Origin of the sequence: Mycobacterium sp. ACS1612 (assembly GCF_001667505.1) — a bacterium.
Lineage (GTDB): Bacteria > Actinomycetota > Actinomycetes > Mycobacteriales > Mycobacteriaceae > Mycobacterium.
On sequence record NZ_LZHZ01000022.1, the window covers coordinates 101,437 to 116,813 of the forward strand.

Below are 15,377 nucleotides of genomic sequence, written 5' to 3' on the forward strand. Positions count from 1 at the left end.
CTGAACCGGGTAGGTTGGGCTGAGTGTGTGGTGCCGCTGGCGAAGTGCGTCTTGATGGCCTGACACCGGACGTCAACGCGGTCTCGGCCATGGCTGAAGCGATGACGGCCCGGGGTCCCGACGCGGCGGGCGTGTGGTCGCAGGGCAGAGTGGCCCTCGGCCATCGACGCCTCAAGATCATCGACCTGTCCGAAGCGGGCGCGCAGCCCATGGTCGACTCCGACCTGGGACTGGCCGTGGCGTGGAATGGCTGCATCTACAACTACAAGCAGTTGCGCCGCGAGCTGACCGACCACGGCTACCGGTTCTTCTCGCACAGCGACACCGAGGTGCTGCTCAAGGCCTACCACCATTGGGGCGATCGATTCGTCGACCGCCTCTACGGCATGTTCGCGTTCGCGATCGTCGAGCGTGACAGCGGCCGGGTGCTGCTCGGGCGCGACCGGCTCGGCATCAAGCCGCTGTACCTGACCCAGAACGCCAAGCGCGTCCGGTTCGCGTCGTCACTGCCCGCGCTGGTGGCCGGCGGCGACCTCGACACCCGCATCGACCCAGTCGCGCTGCACCACTACATGACCTTCCACTCGGTCGTGCCCGCCCCGCGCACCATCCTGCGCGGAGTGACCAAGGTGCCGCCCGCGACGCTGGTCGCGATCGAGCCCGACGGCCGCTGCGCCACCACCACGTACTGGGAGCCCGACTTCAGCAGGCGCGACGATCGCGCCGACTGGTCCGAACGTGACTGGGAGGACGCGGTTCTGGAGTCGCTGCGGGTGGCCGTGGACCGTCGCCTGGTGGCCGACGTGCCGGTGGGCTGCCTGCTGTCGGGCGGCGTCGACTCCAGCCTGATCGTCGGGTTGCTGGCGGAGGCGGGCCAGCACGGCCTGGCGACGTTCTCCATCGGGTTCGAGTCCGTCGGCGGCGTGCAGGGCGACGAGTTCAAGTACTCCGACATCATCGCCGAGCGGTTCGACACCGATCATCACCAGATACGGATCGGCACCGACCGGATGTTGCCTGCGCTCGACGGGGCCATCGGCGCGATGAGCGAACCGATGGTCAGCCACGACTGCGTGGCGTTCTATCTGCTCAGCCAGGAAGTCGCCAAGCACGTCAAGGTGGTCCAGTCCGGGCAGGGGGCCGACGAGGTGTTCGCCGGCTACCACTGGTATCCCCCGATGGCGCACGCCACCTCGGTGCCGGAGTCGGTGGCCTGCTACCGCACGGCATTCTTCGACCGGGACCGGTCGGGCTACGAAAAGATCGTGGCGCCGACCTATCTGGTGGACGGCGATCCCAGCGAGGAGTTCGTCACCGAACACTTCGCGCGTGCGGGCGCGGCGACCGGCGTCGACCGCGCGCTGCGACTGGACACCACCGTGATGCTGGTCGACGACCCGGTCAAGCGCGTCGACAACATGACCATGGCGTGGGGGCTGGAAGGCAGGGTGCCGTTCCTCGACCACGAACTCGTCGAACTGGCCGCCACCTGCCCGCCCGAACTGAAGACCGCACACGACGGCAAGGGCGTGCTGAAACAGGCTGCGCGCAAAGTGATTCCGGCCGACGTGATCGACCGTCCGAAGGGCTACTTCCCGGTGCCCGCGCTAACGCACCTGGAGGGCCCGTACCTGGATCTGGTCCGCGACGCGCTGTATGCGCCCGCCGCCAAGGAGCGCGGCCTGTTCCGTCCCGAGGCCGTCGAGCGCCTGCTCGCCGACCCCAACGGCAGGCTGACCCCGTTGCGCGGTAACGAGTTGTGGCAGATCGCGCTGCTGGAACTGTGGTTGCAGCGCCACGGCATCACGGGGGCGGCAGCATGACCGCCATCGATCGGAACCAGGAAGCCATCACACTCGGACTGCACGACGCGTCGCCGCAGCACATGGTCGACGCGATGGCCGACGATGTCGCCGTCGAATTGGGTTGGGGCCGACTGGTTTTCGGCCAGACCTTCGCCGACCCGGCGAAACTCGCCGAGGTGCTGCGGCACGAAGGGCAAGGCAGACGCGATATCTGCATGTACGCCCGCGAACCGCAGGTGCTCGTCGCGCTGGCCCCCGCCGAATTGTTCATCGACCCGAGCCACACCTACCGGCTGCGGTTCTCCGAAGAGCGGCAACCGGTTCCGCCGACCGGGTTCACGGTGCGCAGCCTCGAGGGTGCCGAGGACGCCGACGCGATGAACCGCGTCTACCTGCGCTGCGGAATGGTATCGGCGCCCGTCGACGTCATCTGGGACAACCACCTTCACCGCGATGCGGTCGACTACCTGGTGGCCGTCCGCGACGACGACGGCAGCATCGTCGGCACCGTCACCGGCGTCGACCACAAGCGGTTGTTCTCCGACCCGGAGAACGGTTCGAGCCTGTGGACGCTGGCCGTCGACCCCACGTCGAGCCTGCCCGGCGTCGGTGCGGCGCTGACCAACGCGCTGGCCGACATCTACCGCGACCGCGGCCGCGCCTACATGGATCTGTCGGTGGCGCATGACAACACCGCCGCGATCTCGCTGTACGAGAAGCTCGGATTCACCCGCGTGCCTGTGATGGCGGTCAAGCGTAAGAACGCGATCAACGAGCCGCTGTTCACCCATCCGCCGGAGACCGTCGACGACCTCAACCCGTACGCCCGCATCATCGCCGACGAGGCCATGCGCCGCGGCATCTGGGTCGAGGTGCTCGACGCGGAGGCCGGCGAGATGCGGCTGACGCACGGCGGGCGCAGCGTGGTGACCCGAGAGTCGTTGTCGGAGTTCACCTCCGCGGTGGCCATGGCGCGTTGCGACGACAAGCGGCTGACCCGTCGACTGGTCGCCGAGGCCGGGATCGCCGTCGCCAAGGGCCGGCTGGCTACCTTCGACGATGAGGACTACGCGTTCCTCGAGGAGGTGGGCGACGTCGTGGTCAAGCCCACCCGCGGTGAGCAGGGCAAGGGCATCACCGTTGGCATCGACGGTCGTGCGGAACTCGACGCGGCGCTGGCACGCGCACGTGAGCAGCATCCCGACGTGCTGATCGAGCAGCGCGCAGCGGGCGACGATCTGCGGTTGGTGGTGATCGACCACAAGGTGGTCGCCGCGGCGCTGCGGCGGCCCGCCGAAGTCATCGGCACCGGGCACCACACCGTGCGCGAGTTGATCGAGGCGCAGAGCAGGCGCCGGGCCGCGGCCACCGGCGGCGAATCCCGCATCCCGCTCGACGAGGTGACCGAGGCGACGGTGGCCGAAGCGGGCTGGTCGTTCTCCGACGTGCTGCCGGAAGGCACCCGGTTGCGTGTGCGGCGCACCGCGAACCTGCATCAGGGCGGCACCATCCACGACGTCACCGCGGAGGTGAACCCCGAGCTGTCCTCGGTCGCGGTGACCGCCGCGGACGCCATCGGGATACCGGTGACCGGCATCGACCTCCTCGTGCCCGACGTGACCGGCACCGAGTACGTGTTCATCGAGGCCAACGAACGGCCGGGGCTGGCCAACCACGAGCCTCAGCCGACCGCGCAGGCGTTCATCGACTTCCTGTTCCCGCAGAGTCCGGCGCTGCCGCAGGCGTGGACGCCGGATCAGTCGCAGCGGTAGCCGGCTACCAGACGCTGGTGCGCATCACGATCTCGGCGGCCAGCTGGGCCGTGGACTCCGCCGCGTTGCGCCTGCCGAGCAGGTCGACCAGCCGGAAATCGCCGTACACATAGCGCTGGCTGGCCTTCGCGACGGCCCGTGCGGCGGGCGTGCTGACCAGCGCGGTGGTGTTCATCTCGACCGGCGGGCAGTGCTCGTCGCGGATCACCCCGGTGAGGTCGGCGACGCGCGGATGACCTCGGTCGATCACCACCAGCCCGATGAACCGGTCCAGCCGGGTGGCGGCCAGCTCCCAGGCCAGCTCGCCGCCGATGCGGTCGCCGACCAGCAGCGCCCACCGGACATCGAGGGCGTCGAGGATGCCGACCACCGACTTGGCGGTCAGCCGCGGATCCGGGCCGATCACAACGGTCCGCAGCGATGCGGTGTGCAGCCGCTGACACACCGCGTCATAGGCCGACGGCGCGTGATGCGCGGCACCGAGAACCACCACGACGGACCCCTTGTCCGGGCCTGCGACGTCGATCGGCACCCCGAAGCCGTCGACGGTGACCATGGTGGAGGGCATTGGGCCACGCTACAGCGACAAGGCGAGTCGGTGGGCGGAATTTCTCGCTGTCAACTGGTCTCAGCACGCTGCGCTTGTTTTGCTGCGATGTCCAGAAATGTCTGCGGCAGCGTGGCTTTGACGGCGATCGCCGGGTTGGGTGTCGGGAATGCGATCCCGAACACACCCATTCGACCGATGTTCTCGAACGAGAAGTAGGCGCTGCTGGATTCGTTGCCCAGCCGCATGGTCTGCTCGTAGACCAGCGCGTCGTGACGCGGCGTGTCCAGTCGCAGGGTAGTCATCGGAATGCCGGGCATCGCGGTGTCGAAGAACGTCTGGAAATGCGCGCAGCGCTCCGCGGTGGCGGCTAGCCGTTGGAGGTCAAGCGGCCACGTCACCACCGTCATCACAATCCGCGCTCCGTCGTAGGCCACCACGTACTCGGCCGCGCTGCCCGGCCCGCGCTCGGCCGAATCGGCGATGGCGCGGGTGAGCCCATCCGAGCAGCCTTCGGGATCCGACATCATGGCGGGCAGCCCGCCTTCGCCGTCGGGCTGCCCCGCCGGACGGATGATGCGGTCGAACTGGACGCCGGGCGGGAAATCCGCCGCGGTCAGCACCACCTTGTCCAGCCGGGCCCCAGGCCACGTCGCGGTCCCGGTGACGGTGTGCCCGCAGCCGGTCAGCACGGCGGCGAGCAGCCCCGCCACCACCCCTGCCGCGTGCCGCCTGGTCATACGGTCAGGCTACCGACGCTAACGACAGCTGTACCCGCCGTCGACCGGCAGGCAGGCCCCGGTGATCATCGAGGCGTCGTCGCTGAGCAGGAAGCAGATCGGCGCCGCGATCTCGTCTTCGGTGGCCCACCGGCCCAGCGGCATCTGCGCCAGAAACGGTGGTCCGACGTCCGGACGGCCCCAGTACGACGCCGACATGTCGGTCATCACCACGGTTGGATTGACGCTGTTGACCCGGATGTTGTGTCTGCCCAATTCGAGCGCGCTGACCCGGGTGATGTTGTCGACCGCCGCCTTCGACGATCCGTACGAGATGTGGCCGGGAAGTGCGACCAGGCTCGCCTGGCTCGAGACGTTGACGATCGCGCCGCCGCGCCCGCGCTCGATCATCCCCGGCGCGACATGTTTGATGACCAGCAGACTGCCACGCGCGTTGATGCTGATGACCTTGTCGAACACCGCGATGTCGGTGTCCTGTGGGGTGGCGATCTCGCCGCCGAAGCCGCCGCAGTTCACCACGCCGTCAACCGTCAGCTCCGACACCGCGGCCCTGATGTCGTCCTCGGAGGTGAGATCGAACGGCACCGGGTGCGCACCGGTCTCCTCGGCCAATGCGGCAAGCCTGTCGGTGTCGCGGCCGCCGGCGTAGACCGTCGCCCCGTCTGCGACGAGGCGGCGCACGGTCGCCGCGCCGATGCCGCCGGTCGCACCGGTGACCAGCACGGCACGTCCGGTCATATCGGCCACGCCTCATCATCACACGGGTGTCGGATAGCCTGCCTCCGTGGCCGCCCCCGTGAGCTTCGACGTCGACGGCCTGCTGCTCGACTGCGACGGCGTGCTCGTCGACTCGCACGACGCCGCCGCGGTCGCCTGGAATCAGTGGGCGACGCGGTGGGCGCCGGGGTTCGACTTTCACCGCGACATCGAGCACGGCCGACGCATCACCGATCTCGTCGCCGAATTGATCGACGACGCAGCCGAAGTCGCGGACGCGGCGGCCGAACTCAAGCAGCTCGAACTGGACACCGCCACCGATGTCCGCGCGGTTCCCGGTGCGCGGGAACTGCTCGCCTCGTGCCCCGACGGACGTTGGGCCGTCGTCACGTCGGGCAATCGCGCACTGGCCACAGCTCGGATGGCCTCGGCGGGTCTTCCGACCGCAGCCGTGTTGATCACCGGTGAAGACGTCGACAGAGGCAAACCGTTCCCCGACCCCTATCTGGCCGCCGCGCAGCGGTTGCGGATGGCTACCGGAAGGTGCGCGGTCTTCGAGGACGCACCCGCGGGCATCGCGTCGGCGCGCAACGCGGGCGTGAGCACCGTCATCGGTGTCGGGGCCGCCTCGGTGGGGTCGTCCGTGACGCTCGCGGTAGCCGACCTGCGCGGCGTCCGCTTCGACGGCACCCGGCTTCACGTCGCCGCCGAGGCCGTGCTGTCCCGGCCGACGGGTAATTTCTGAAGCCATGGATGTCCCTGAGCGGATGCGCCGCGTCGTCGTCTCGTCAGGTTCCATCGACGTCGTCGACGCTCCGACACCGCGCCCGCTGCCCGCCGAGGTGCTCGTGCACTCGGTGGTGTCCGGGGTATGCGGCTCCGACACCCACGCCGCGCACGGCCGCCACCCGTTCATCGCGTTGCCCTACCACCCGGGTCACGAAGTCGTCGGGGTAGTCGCCGCGCGCGGTGAGGGCGTCGACAGCGTCGACGTCGGGGCGCGGGTGACCGTTGAGCCCGACCTGCCGTGCTGGGCGTGCAAGCAGTGCCGCAACGGCGCCGAGAACCTCTGCGAGAACCTGCGCTTCTTCGGGTGCGGGTACGAGCAGGGCGGCATGGCCGACTTCTTCACCATCCCCGCCGACCGCGTCCACGTCATCCCGGACCGCCTCGACTACCGGGCCGCGGCGCTGATCGAACCGTTGTCCACGCCGGTGCATGCCGTGCGGATCGCGGGCGACGTGCGTGACAAAGCCGTCGTCATCCTCGGGGCGGGCACCATCGGTCTGCTCGTGCTGGCCGTCGTACGGGCACACGGCGCCAGACGCGTCGTGATCACCGATCCGCTGCCGTCGAAACGAGACCGCGCATCGCGTCTCGGCGCCGACGTCGCGCTCGACGCGGCGGCCGCCGACGTGGTGACACAGGCCCGCGACGCCCTCGGCGAAAGTGCCGATGTGGTGTTCGACTGCGTCGCGGTCGCGTCCACGGTGCGCGCCGCCGTCGAAATGGCAAGTAAAGGCGGCACCGTCGTGATCGTCGGTGTGCCGACCGGCGACGTCGCGATCCCGCTGGCGATCGTTCAGGATCACCAGATCCGCATCCAGGGCAGCGCGACCTACCTGCCGCAGGATTACGCCGAGTCGATCCGACTGCTCGTCGAAGGCGCGGTGAACGTCGACGAAATCGTCACCGCTGAGGTGCCACTGGCCCGGGCCGCGGACGCCTATGCGATGTCGTCCGGCGGGCAGCACGTGAAAGTGCTTGTCGGCGTTGACGAAACGCTGTTACGGCGGCCCACCCTCAGCTGAGCGGTAGGTGCGGCTGCGCCGGCGCCATCGACACGGCACGGTGCGGGTCGGGCACACCGAGCAGCGTGCCCTCGTGTTCGACGGCGGTGGCGCCGAAGCGAAGCGCGTTGGCGAATGCGTCCTGGCTCGACGCCCCGGCGTGCGCGGCGGCCAGCCAGCCGGCCAGGAACGCGTCGCCCGCACCGACGGTGTTGACGACCCGCCGCACGGGTGCGTTGCCGTGCAGCGGGCGGGGCAGGTCCGCGTCGACCAGCAGTGCTCCGTCCGCCCCGAGGCTGACCAGAACGGTCCGCACGCCGCGCGCATGCAGCGACCGGGCCGCATCGACCGCGTCACCGAGCGTGCGCAGCGTTCGATGGGTCACCTCCGCGAGTTCCTCGGCATTCGGTTTCACCAGATCCGGCAGTCCGCCGCCGGTGTGCGCCAGCACCTGTGCCAGCGGAGGCCCGGAGCAGTCGAGCGCGACTCGTCGACCCGCTGCCCTCGCCGCCGCGATCGCGGTGGCGAGTCGCTGCGCAGTGAAACCGTCGGGAAGGCTGCCTGCCCACACCACCCAGTCACCGCTTGCGGCCAATGACGCCGCGCACAACGCTTCGGCCTCGGCGTCGAAGAGCCGCGGACCCGGCTCGTTCACCTTGGTGGTCCGCCCGTCGGCTTCGACCAGGGTGATGTTGGAGCGCAGTGACCCGGCGATCGGCACGTCGACGTGGTCGAGACCGAGACCGTCGAGCAGCGCGACGATCTCATCGCCCGCGCTGCCGCCGACCGGGAGCACCGCGCGCACCGGCACGCCGGCGCCGCGCAGGGCGAGTGCGACGTTGACGCCCTTGCCGCTGGGCTCCACCATCGTCGAAGCGGCGCGGTTGACCTCCCCGGGCCGCAACCGGGACAGGTACAGCGTCCGGTCCAGGCTGGGATTGGCGGTGACGGTGGTGATCACCGGGCCACCTCGACCGTCACCTCGAGGGCGAGCAGTCGCTCGCGATGCTCGGCGTCGAGGGCGGCATCGGTCACCAGGATGTCAACATCGTGGAGATCGGCGTGCTTGGAAAGGCTTTCGCGCCCGAATTTGCTTGAGTCGACGAGGAATACGCGTTGCCGGGCGGCGGCCAGCATCGCGTGCTTGATCAACGCCTCGTCGGCGTCCGGCGTGGTGAGCCCGCGCTCTAACGACAGCGCGTTGGTCCCCAGGAATGCGACGTCGACGTTGATGTCGCCGAGCGCCGCGACGGTCAGTGGTCCGACAGCGGCCCCGGTCTCAGGTCGCAACCGGCCGCCGAGGATGGCGACCGCGAAGCCCCGCCGCAGCAGGACCGATGCCAGCGGAAGCGCATTCGTGTAGACGACGAGATCGCGGTCACCGGGCAGGCTCTCCGCGAGGCGCAACGTGGTCGATCCCGCATCGAGTAGCAGCGAGCCGCCATGGGGCACCAGGCGCAGAGCGTGTTTCGCGATCGCCGACTTCTGCTCGGCGTTCTGGGTGCGGGTGCCGACCGCAGGTTCTTCGCTGTGGCGGCGGTGGGCAACGGCGCCACCGTGCACCCGACGCAGCAGCCCACGGGCTTCGAGGAGGGCCAGGTCCTTCCTGATGCTCTCGGCGCTGACGTTGAACCGCCGTGCCAGGTCCGAACTTTCGACGCGGCGCTCGGCGGCGAGCATCCGCAGCACCTCGGCGTGCCGTTCATCGGCGAACCACGTTCGTCCGGGCGCAGTCACGATGCGCCCAGATGGTCGTCGCGTCCGATCGCGCCCACGGCCCGTGCGGCGAGCGTCGCGGCGCCCAGCGTGCCGGCTTCGTCGAGGCCCGACACCTCGAGTGCGGGCCAGCGGGCGCGCTTGGCGCGCATGACTTCTGCGCTTTGCCGCCACCCACCGGTGACGACGACACGCACCGCGGGCCCGACGACGTCGTCCATGGCGCGGTGCAGCGCCAGTGCCTGGTCCGCGGCGGCGGTGACGACCGCCTTCCACACCTCGCCCGGCCCCACCCCACCCGCGATCCCGCCGAGCGTGAGCGCCTCGGTGCCCAGGCCGCCGACGACAACCCTTCCGACGGGAGCGTGTTCAGCGGCGGCGTCGAGTGCCGCCAGCCTGTCGGCGGGCACACCGAGCAGCTCGAGGACGCGGTTCTGCGCCAACCCACCCTCCGTGCCGCCGAGCAACGCCCAGTGATCGGGTTCGATGCTCGGGTCGGTGGTGATGCCCGCGGCGGCTAGGCGAGCCGCTTGCGCTCGGCTCGGCGGTTGAGAAACAGTGCGCACCAACGCTTCTGCCGTGCCCGAGGAATCGAGTTCGTGACCAGGGCCGGTCGCGCGGGCGCCGAGCGCGGACGCCTGATGATCGTGGCCGGCGAGGGTGAGCACGGCACCGCGCAGCAACGGGCTCACCTCGTCGGTGGTGATCTTGCCGACCGGCTCACCCGCCGCGACGAGCGGCGGCATCAGCGCGCGGGTGGCACCGGACCACGCGAGCGCGTCGTCCCACCAGTCGCGTGCGGCGACGTCGAGCCAGCCGGTGCGTCCCCCCAGCGACAACTCGATGACGGCGTCTCCGCCGAGGCGGCGCACCACCCAGCCGCCGATGTCGAACCGCGTCGTCGCGGTGCGCGCCGACGGCTCGTGCTCGAGCAGCCAGCGATGCTTGGTCAACGAAAACTGCCCGCGCGCAGGCTTTCCCGCGATACCGCCGAAGGCCTGCGCTCCGATTCGCGCGACGAGGTCGGCCACCTGCTCGCCGTCGCGGTCGTCGTGCCAGGCGATCACCGGAGCCAGCGGCCGCTCGCGCGCGTCGGTGAGCACACCGGACTCACCCATGCCGGTGATCCCGACCGCGGCCACCGGCACCTGCGCGGCCGTTGTTGCGTCGCAGAGCGCGTGCAGGGCGCTACGCCACAGCACGTCGGCGTCGGTCTGGGTGCCGTGCGGACCGACATCCCAGTGCGTGGCGGCACGTCCGACGCCCAGCACCGCGCCGTCCTCGCCGTATACCACCGCCTTGCTCGACGTGGTGCCGACGTCGAGGCCGGCGAAGGCTGCCATGACGCTCCGATCGTCCCTGACATTGCCGTGTTGGATTTGCATGGATATGGTTGCGTCTGATTGGACGAGCGTCAAGTAGGAGCACCATGCCGCTGGCCCGCACTGCCGCCCTCATCGACGCCGCCCGGTCGCGCGGGGTCGGCGTCGCCGCCTTCAACGTGATCACGCTCGAACACGCGGAGGGCATCCTCGCCGGTGCCGAGCGATGCGGTGAACAGGTCATCCTGCAAGTCAGCGAGAACACCGTGAAGTTCCACGGCAACCGCGTCACACCGTTAGCGGCGGCGTTAACCGCGTTGGCCGACGAAGCCGACGTACCGGTCAGCCTGCACCTCGACCATGTCGAGTCCGCCGCCCTGTGGCACGCCGCCCCGCGAGCCGGCTTCTCGTCGGTGATGGTCGATGCCGGCGCGCTCCCCTACGACCGCAACGTCGCCATCACCGCCGAGGCCACCCGCCGGCTGCACGAGGAGGGCCTCGCCGTGGAAGCCGAACTCGGCTACGTCGGCGGTAAGAGCACTCAGGTCAGCAGCGCGCACGCACCCGGCGTACGCACCGACCCGCTACAGGCGGCCGACTTCGTCACCGCGACACAGGTGGATGCGCTAGCCGTCGCGGTCGGCAGTTCTCACGCCATGACCGACCAGACGGCGACGCTGGACCTCGACCTGATCGCGGCGCTGCGCGACGCCTTGTCGATTCCGCTTGTGCTGCACGGCTCCTCGGGTGTTCGCGACGACACGCTGCGGGCGGCGGTGCGCGCCGGCATCGTCAAAGTCAACATCGGCACCGCGCTCAACGTCGCATACACCGGCGGATTGCGGGCGGCGCTTGGCGACGGAGTCGATCCGCGTGAGCCGCTGCGCTCCGCCCGCGACGCTGTCGCCGATGCGGTGTCACATCTGCTCGACGTGGTCACCGCCGCTTAGCAATTGGACTTGTACGCCGCCGAACCGCCTTCGCCGTCGAGGTTCTCCCGCGTGATGATCGTGAAGCCGGTTTGCACCTTCTTGGTGTTCTGGCCGCCCTCGAGCGCCGTCACCGCCTCGTCGACGCCGAACTTGCCGATGAGCCCGGGATCCTGCGCGACGAGCGCCTGCACGGTGCCCTCCCGCAGGGCCTGCATCTGATTGGGTCCCGCGTCGAATCCGACCACCTGCACCTGGCCACTCTTACCCGCCTGCCGCACGCCCGTCGCCGAGCCCTCGGCCGAGAAGAGGTTGGTGGCGAAGACGCCGACGAGATCCGGATCCTTCTGCAACTGAGCGCCGATCAACTGCGCGGCGGTCGCCGGATCGTTATGGCTGTACTGCACGCCGACATATTGAAACTTGCTGTCGGCCTTGACCGCGTCCTCGAAGCCCTTGGCGCGGGCGTCGGTCGTCGAGACCCCGGGATCGATGTTCATCACCATCACCTTGCCGCCCTCCGGGCGCAACTTCTTGATGGCCTCGAAAGCCGCTCGTCCGCCGCCCTCGTTGTCGCTGGCGATCTCGGACACCGCGTAGGACGGGTCGGTGGTGGTGGTGTCGACGAGTACCACCTTGATGCCTGCGGCGGCCGCCTGCTGCAGCGGCTGTTGCATGGCCGTCACGTCGGTCGGCGCGACCAGCAGCGCATCCGGCTTTGCGGCCACGATCGAGTCGAGAATCGGCTTCTGCAGCGTCGGGTCGAACTTCTGCGGGCCCTGTGTCGCGACCTTCACGCCGAGCTTGGCCGCCTCTTCCTGCGCGCCGCACTGCATCGTGATGTAGAACTGGTCGCCGGTAACGCCCTGCAGGAACGCAACGCTGTACTCGCGACTCGCTTTCGGCGGCGCGGTCACGGTGGTCGCCGCCGCCTGCTGCGCGCCGTTGGATGCCTCGCCCGGCTTCGAGGACTCGGGTTTGGACGACGTGCAGGACGACAGTGCGAGGACAACCGTCCCCAATGTGCCCGCGACCACGATCGCTCGCTTTCGGTTCACTGACGTTCCTTTCGTTGCGTTCTGTGTTTGAGGAAACTTCGGGAGCGGGCCCCGCGCATCGCGGCCGCGCGCCGGGACTGGTCGACATACACCGCGGCAATGAGCACCGTGCCGACGGCGACGCCCTGCCAGAACGGCTGCACCCCGATGATCACGAACCCCGACTGCAACACCGCGGGGATGAACAAGCCGACGACGGTGCCGAAGACGCTGCCCTCACCGCCGAAGATCGACGTGCCGCCGATGACCACCGCGGCGATCACGTTGAGGTTGGTCAGCGACTGCCCGGCGATCGTGGTGGTGCCGAACTGGGCGAGGGTGAGAATCGCGCCGACACCGGCCAGCGTGCCCGCCAACGCGTAGACGAGCACGAGGTGGCGAGTCACCTTGATGCCGGTGCGCCGCGCCGCCTCCTGGTTCGACCCGATCGCATAGGTGTAGCGGCCGAACCTGGTCTTGTGCAACAGGATTCCACCGAGCACGACGACCACCAGTGCGACGAACGGCAGCCCCGGGATGCCGAGGACCTTGGTGTAGGCGCTGAAGTCGGTCAGTTCGGTCGGCACGGACCGGATGTCGATGCCGCCGGTGAGGACCTGTGCCAGACCGAGCGCGACCGACAAGGTACCGAGGGTGACGATCAACGCGGGCACTTTGGCCACGGCGACCAGGATGCCGTTGACGATCCCCCACGCCATTCCGCCGACGACGGCGACGACGAGGCCGACGGCCGCGACGCCGGGCGCCGCTTCGCCCATCGCCTCCATCACCTTCGCCGACACCACGGACGCGAAGACCAGTACCGAGCCGACCGACAGGTCGATGCCCGACGTGATGATCACGAACGTCATGCCGACCCCGAGCACCGCCCACACGGCGACGTTCTGGGAGATCAGCGAGAAGTTGCCGGTGGACAGGAAGCGGTCGCCGGCCAGCACGGTGAAGAACAGGCAGATCACGATCAGCACGCCGAGGATCCAGACGGCCTGTAATCCGGCTACGCGCTTGAGGATTGACTGCCCCGGGTCCAGGTCGTCGGCATCGTTGCGCACGACCGCTTTCTCGACAGTGCTCACGCGCGATCCGCCTTCGCTCCTCGCTCGGTCCTCATGCGCGATCCGCCTTCGCTCCTCGCTCGGTCCTCATGCGGCACCCTCCCGAGCGTCGAGCGCGCCGGTCATCGCTCCGACCAGTTCCTCCACGGTGGTCTCTCGACCCGCATACGTTGCGACCCGTTTACCCAGCCGCAGCACCTGAATGCGGTCGCAGACCTCGAGCACATGCGGCATCGAATGGCTGATGAACACTACCGCAATCCCCTTGTCGCGCACCCGTTTCATGGACTCGAGCACGTTCTTGGTCTGGACGACGCCCAGCGCCGCGGTCGGCTCGTCGAGAATCAGTACCTTCCTGGCCCATGCCATCGCCCTGGCGATCGCGATGCCCTGCCGCTGGCCGCCCGACATCGAACCGACCGCTGAGGACAGCGATTTCACCGTCGCACCGAGTTCAGCGAACGATTCGGCCGCGCGGCGCCGCATCTCCTTCTCGTCCATGAAGCCCAGGTATCCGAGCAGGCCCTTGCGGGCGATCTCCCTGCCGAGGAACACGTTCTGCACCGGGTTCAGATGCGGTGCGAGAGCCAGATCCTGGTACACCACCTCGATGCCGAGTTCCTCGGCCTGCCGCGGCCCCGACAGCCGGACTCGGTTGCCCTCGAAGAAGATCTGGCCGTCGTCGAGATCGAGGTTGCCGGACAGCGCCTTGATCAGCGTCGACTTACCGGCGCCGTTGTCCCCGATGAGGCCGACGATCTCACCGGGCGTCACGTCGAAGTCCGCGCCGTCCAATGCGCGGACGTGGCCGAAGCTACGTGACAGGCCACGGGCTTCCAGCAGTGCGGTCATGCCGTGTCCTCCGATATGTTCGGCGTGCATTGTGGGGGCCAGGACTGGCCCGGCCGGCAGACCAGCAGTCGGACATCGCCCTCGGTGTGCCACACGCCCGACGAGGCGGGCACGACGAGTGTGTTGCCCGCGCGCACCGCGACGGCCTCCCCCGCGGTGGGGACGATTGATCCCGATCCGGTGAGCACCACGGCGACAGCGAAGCCCGCGTCGACATCAATGTGGGGTGCGAGAAGGTCCATGCGGAAGTAGCTTTCGGCCGCTTCCGGCAGCACCGGCGTCACACCGGCCGTATCGACGCCGACGTGGCGCATCAGATCGCCGACGTCGGCCCGCGCCGCCGACTCGACGGCCGACAGCGCGACGTCACGGTCGAGGCCGAGAAAGACCTCGTCGTCGGACGCGCTGGTGTTGACGCGCTCCAGCAGGATGGACTGGTCGGTCGGTTCCTGGGCCTCGACGAGCAGGATCCCCTGCCCGATCGCGTGCGGGGTGCCGCCGGGGACCAGGATGCCGTCGCCCGGCCGCACTGGGATCCGGTGCATCAACGCCAGCAGTGCCTCAGTGTCCTGCGCGTCGACGAGCACCGAAAGGCGTTCCGGTGCAACGGTTTCACGCCAGCCGACCCAGACGGCGGCATCGGCGGCGGCCTGCAGGATGTACCACGCCTCGGTCTTGCCGTAGGGGCAGCCGAGATGGCGACAGGCGAAGTCGCGCGTCGGGTGCACGTGCACAGGCAGTCGCTGCCCGGCGTCGAGCAGCTTCACCAGCACGCCGGTGTCGCCCGGCTCACCGTCGTCGCGCCCCAGCCAGCTTTTGGGATCCGCGCGGATCGCCTCGCGCAGCAGCGTGCCGTCGGCCAGCGCTGCCGGCCCCAGAGCCGGTGCACCGAAACGCGAGACGGTGGCACCGATCCACTCCTCGGGCGAACGGTCCCCGACCGGCGGCAGCCCGCGCCACGCAGCCAGCGCCGGGCCGCCTGCGTACCAATGCCGTACGACGTTGGGCGGCAGCAGTTGTGGTTGCACGGTCGTCGTGGCCTCTTCGAGTCTGTTACCTGGGTCACGCCGGACA

General features: G+C 69.3%; 15 protein-coding genes. 5 read left to right on the forward strand and 10 right to left on the reverse strand.

Features of this window, described 5'->3' with window-relative positions; all coding sequences use genetic code 11:
• The first annotated feature begins 23 nt into the window (after positions 1 to 23).
• Both A5724_RS09030 and ngg read left to right on the forward strand, forming a co-directional pair.
• The gene (locus tag A5724_RS09030) at positions 24 to 1,823 is read left to right on the forward strand and encodes an N-acetylglutaminylglutamine amidotransferase (protein ID WP_067799524.1); all 1,800 of its coding nucleotides are present in this window, start codon (positions 24 to 26) and stop codon (positions 1,821 to 1,823) included.
• Entirely contained in the window at positions 1,820 to 3,577 is a 1,758-nt protein-coding gene (gene ngg / locus A5724_RS09035; RefSeq protein ID WP_067799528.1) for an N-acetylglutaminylglutamine synthetase, read from the forward strand. Before A5724_RS09030 ends, ngg begins: the two co-directional genes overlap by 4 nt.
• Positions 3,578 to 3,581: 4 nt before the next feature.
• Here the strand turns inward: ngg and A5724_RS09040 are convergent, their stop codons facing one another.
• The 3 genes from A5724_RS09040 to A5724_RS09050 are packed head-to-tail and all read right to left on the reverse strand — an operon-like array spanning position 3,582 to position 5,602.
• Positions 3,582 to 4,145 carry an alpha/beta fold hydrolase gene (locus tag A5724_RS09040; protein WP_067799532.1) on the reverse strand — a complete coding sequence of 188 codons (564 nt, stop codon included), beginning with the start codon at positions 4,143 to 4,145 and terminating at the stop codon, positions 3,582 to 3,584.
• 50 nt (positions 4,146 to 4,195) lie between these two features.
• Complete coding sequence (locus tag A5724_RS09045; protein WP_067799535.1) at positions 4,196 to 4,864, reverse strand: hypothetical protein; 669 nt, start codon at positions 4,862 to 4,864, stop codon at positions 4,196 to 4,198.
• A gap of 18 nt (positions 4,865 to 4,882) precedes the next feature.
• Positions 4,883 to 5,602, reverse strand: coding sequence for an SDR family oxidoreductase (locus A5724_RS09050; protein WP_156752203.1), 720 nt, complete (start codon positions 5,600 to 5,602; stop codon positions 4,883 to 4,885).
• 46 nt (positions 5,603 to 5,648) lie between these two features.
• Here A5724_RS09050 and A5724_RS09055 point away from each other — a divergent pair, with 46 nt between their 5' ends.
• On the forward strand, positions 5,649 to 6,326 hold the full coding sequence (locus tag A5724_RS09055; protein WP_067799541.1) for an HAD-IA family hydrolase: 678 nt from the start codon (positions 5,649 to 5,651) through the stop codon (positions 6,324 to 6,326).
• Between the two features lie 4 nt (positions 6,327 to 6,330).
• Complete coding sequence (locus A5724_RS09060) at positions 6,331 to 7,392, forward strand: zinc-binding dehydrogenase (protein ID WP_067799546.1); 1,062 nt, start codon at positions 6,331 to 6,333, stop codon at positions 7,390 to 7,392.
• Here A5724_RS09060 and A5724_RS09065 read toward each other — a convergent pair.
• Genes A5724_RS09065 through A5724_RS09075 form a run of 3 tightly spaced genes read right to left on the reverse strand, consistent with a single transcriptional unit; the run spans position 7,385 to position 10,430 of the window.
• The gene (locus A5724_RS09065) at positions 7,385 to 8,332 is read right to left on the reverse strand and encodes a 1-phosphofructokinase family hexose kinase (protein ID WP_067799549.1); all 948 of its coding nucleotides are present in this window, start codon (positions 8,330 to 8,332) and stop codon (positions 7,385 to 7,387) included. The genes A5724_RS09060 and A5724_RS09065 overlap by 8 nt on opposite strands.
• Positions 8,329 to 9,108, reverse strand: a complete 780-nt coding sequence (locus A5724_RS09070; RefSeq protein WP_232004752.1) for a DeoR/GlpR family DNA-binding transcription regulator — start codon at positions 9,106 to 9,108, stop codon at positions 8,329 to 8,331. The genes A5724_RS09065 and A5724_RS09070 overlap by 4 nt, the downstream gene beginning before the upstream one ends.
• Complete coding sequence (locus A5724_RS09075) at positions 9,105 to 10,430, reverse strand: L-fuculokinase (RefSeq protein ID WP_067799836.1); 1,326 nt, start codon at positions 10,428 to 10,430, stop codon at positions 9,105 to 9,107. Before A5724_RS09075 ends, A5724_RS09070 begins: the two co-directional genes overlap by 4 nt.
• An 86-nt stretch (positions 10,431 to 10,516) precedes the next feature.
• On the opposite strand from A5724_RS09075, the gene A5724_RS09080 reads away from it, so the two are divergent.
• Entirely contained in the window at positions 10,517 to 11,359 is an 843-nt protein-coding gene (locus A5724_RS09080; RefSeq protein WP_067799553.1) for a class II fructose-bisphosphate aldolase, read from the forward strand.
• Here the strand turns inward: A5724_RS09080 and A5724_RS09085 are convergent.
• From A5724_RS09085 to A5724_RS09100, 4 genes are all read right to left on the reverse strand, one after another.
• Positions 11,356 to 12,396, reverse strand: coding sequence for an ABC transporter substrate-binding protein (locus tag A5724_RS09085; protein WP_067799557.1), 1,041 nt, complete (start codon positions 12,394 to 12,396; stop codon positions 11,356 to 11,358). The two genes, A5724_RS09080 and A5724_RS09085, sit on opposite strands and share 4 nt — an antisense overlap.
• Positions 12,393 to 13,472, reverse strand: a complete 1,080-nt coding sequence (locus A5724_RS09090) for an ABC transporter permease (RefSeq protein ID WP_067799560.1) — start codon at positions 13,470 to 13,472, stop codon at positions 12,393 to 12,395. Before A5724_RS09090 ends, A5724_RS09085 begins: the two co-directional genes overlap by 4 nt.
• Positions 13,473 to 13,538: 66 nt before the next feature.
• Positions 13,539 to 14,303: an ATP-binding cassette domain-containing protein gene (locus A5724_RS09095; protein WP_067799563.1), complete on the reverse strand. Its 765-nt coding sequence runs from the start codon at positions 14,301 to 14,303 to the stop codon at positions 13,539 to 13,541.
• Positions 14,300 to 15,331 carry a class I mannose-6-phosphate isomerase gene (locus A5724_RS09100; RefSeq protein WP_067799566.1) on the reverse strand — a complete coding sequence of 344 codons (1,032 nt, stop codon included), beginning with the start codon at positions 15,329 to 15,331 and terminating at the stop codon, positions 14,300 to 14,302. Before A5724_RS09100 ends, A5724_RS09095 begins: the two co-directional genes overlap by 4 nt.
• Between the last annotated feature and the right edge of the window lie 46 nt (positions 15,332 to 15,377).

Bases quoted from the DNA above. Each gene is read 5' to 3' on its own strand.
- A5724_RS09040 (WP_067799532.1), bottom strand. From the start codon at position 4,145: ATGCCCTCCACCATGGTCACCGTCGACGGCTTCGGGGTGCCGATCGAC.
- ngg (WP_067799528.1), top strand. From the start codon at position 1,820: ATGACCGCCATCGATCGGAACCAGGAAGCCATCACACTCGGACTGCAC.
- A5724_RS09050 (WP_156752203.1), bottom strand. From the start codon at position 5,602: ATGACCGGACGTGCCGTGCTGGTCACCGGTGCGACCGGCGGCATCGGC.
- A5724_RS09045 (WP_067799535.1), bottom strand. From the start codon at position 4,864: ATGACCAGGCGGCACGCGGCAGGGGTGGTGGCGGGGCTGCTCGCCGCC.
- A5724_RS09095 (WP_067799563.1), bottom strand. From the start codon at position 14,303: ATGACCGCACTGCTGGAAGCCCGTGGCCTGTCACGTAGCTTCGGCCAC.
- A5724_RS09080 (WP_067799553.1), top strand. From the start codon at position 10,517: ATGCCGCTGGCCCGCACTGCCGCCCTCATCGACGCCGCCCGGTCGCGC.
- A5724_RS09060 (WP_067799546.1), top strand. From the start codon at position 6,331: ATGGATGTCCCTGAGCGGATGCGCCGCGTCGTCGTCTCGTCAGGTTCC.
- A5724_RS09075 (WP_067799836.1), bottom strand. From the start codon at position 10,430: ATGGCAGCCTTCGCCGGCCTCGACGTCGGCACCACGTCGAGCAAGGCG.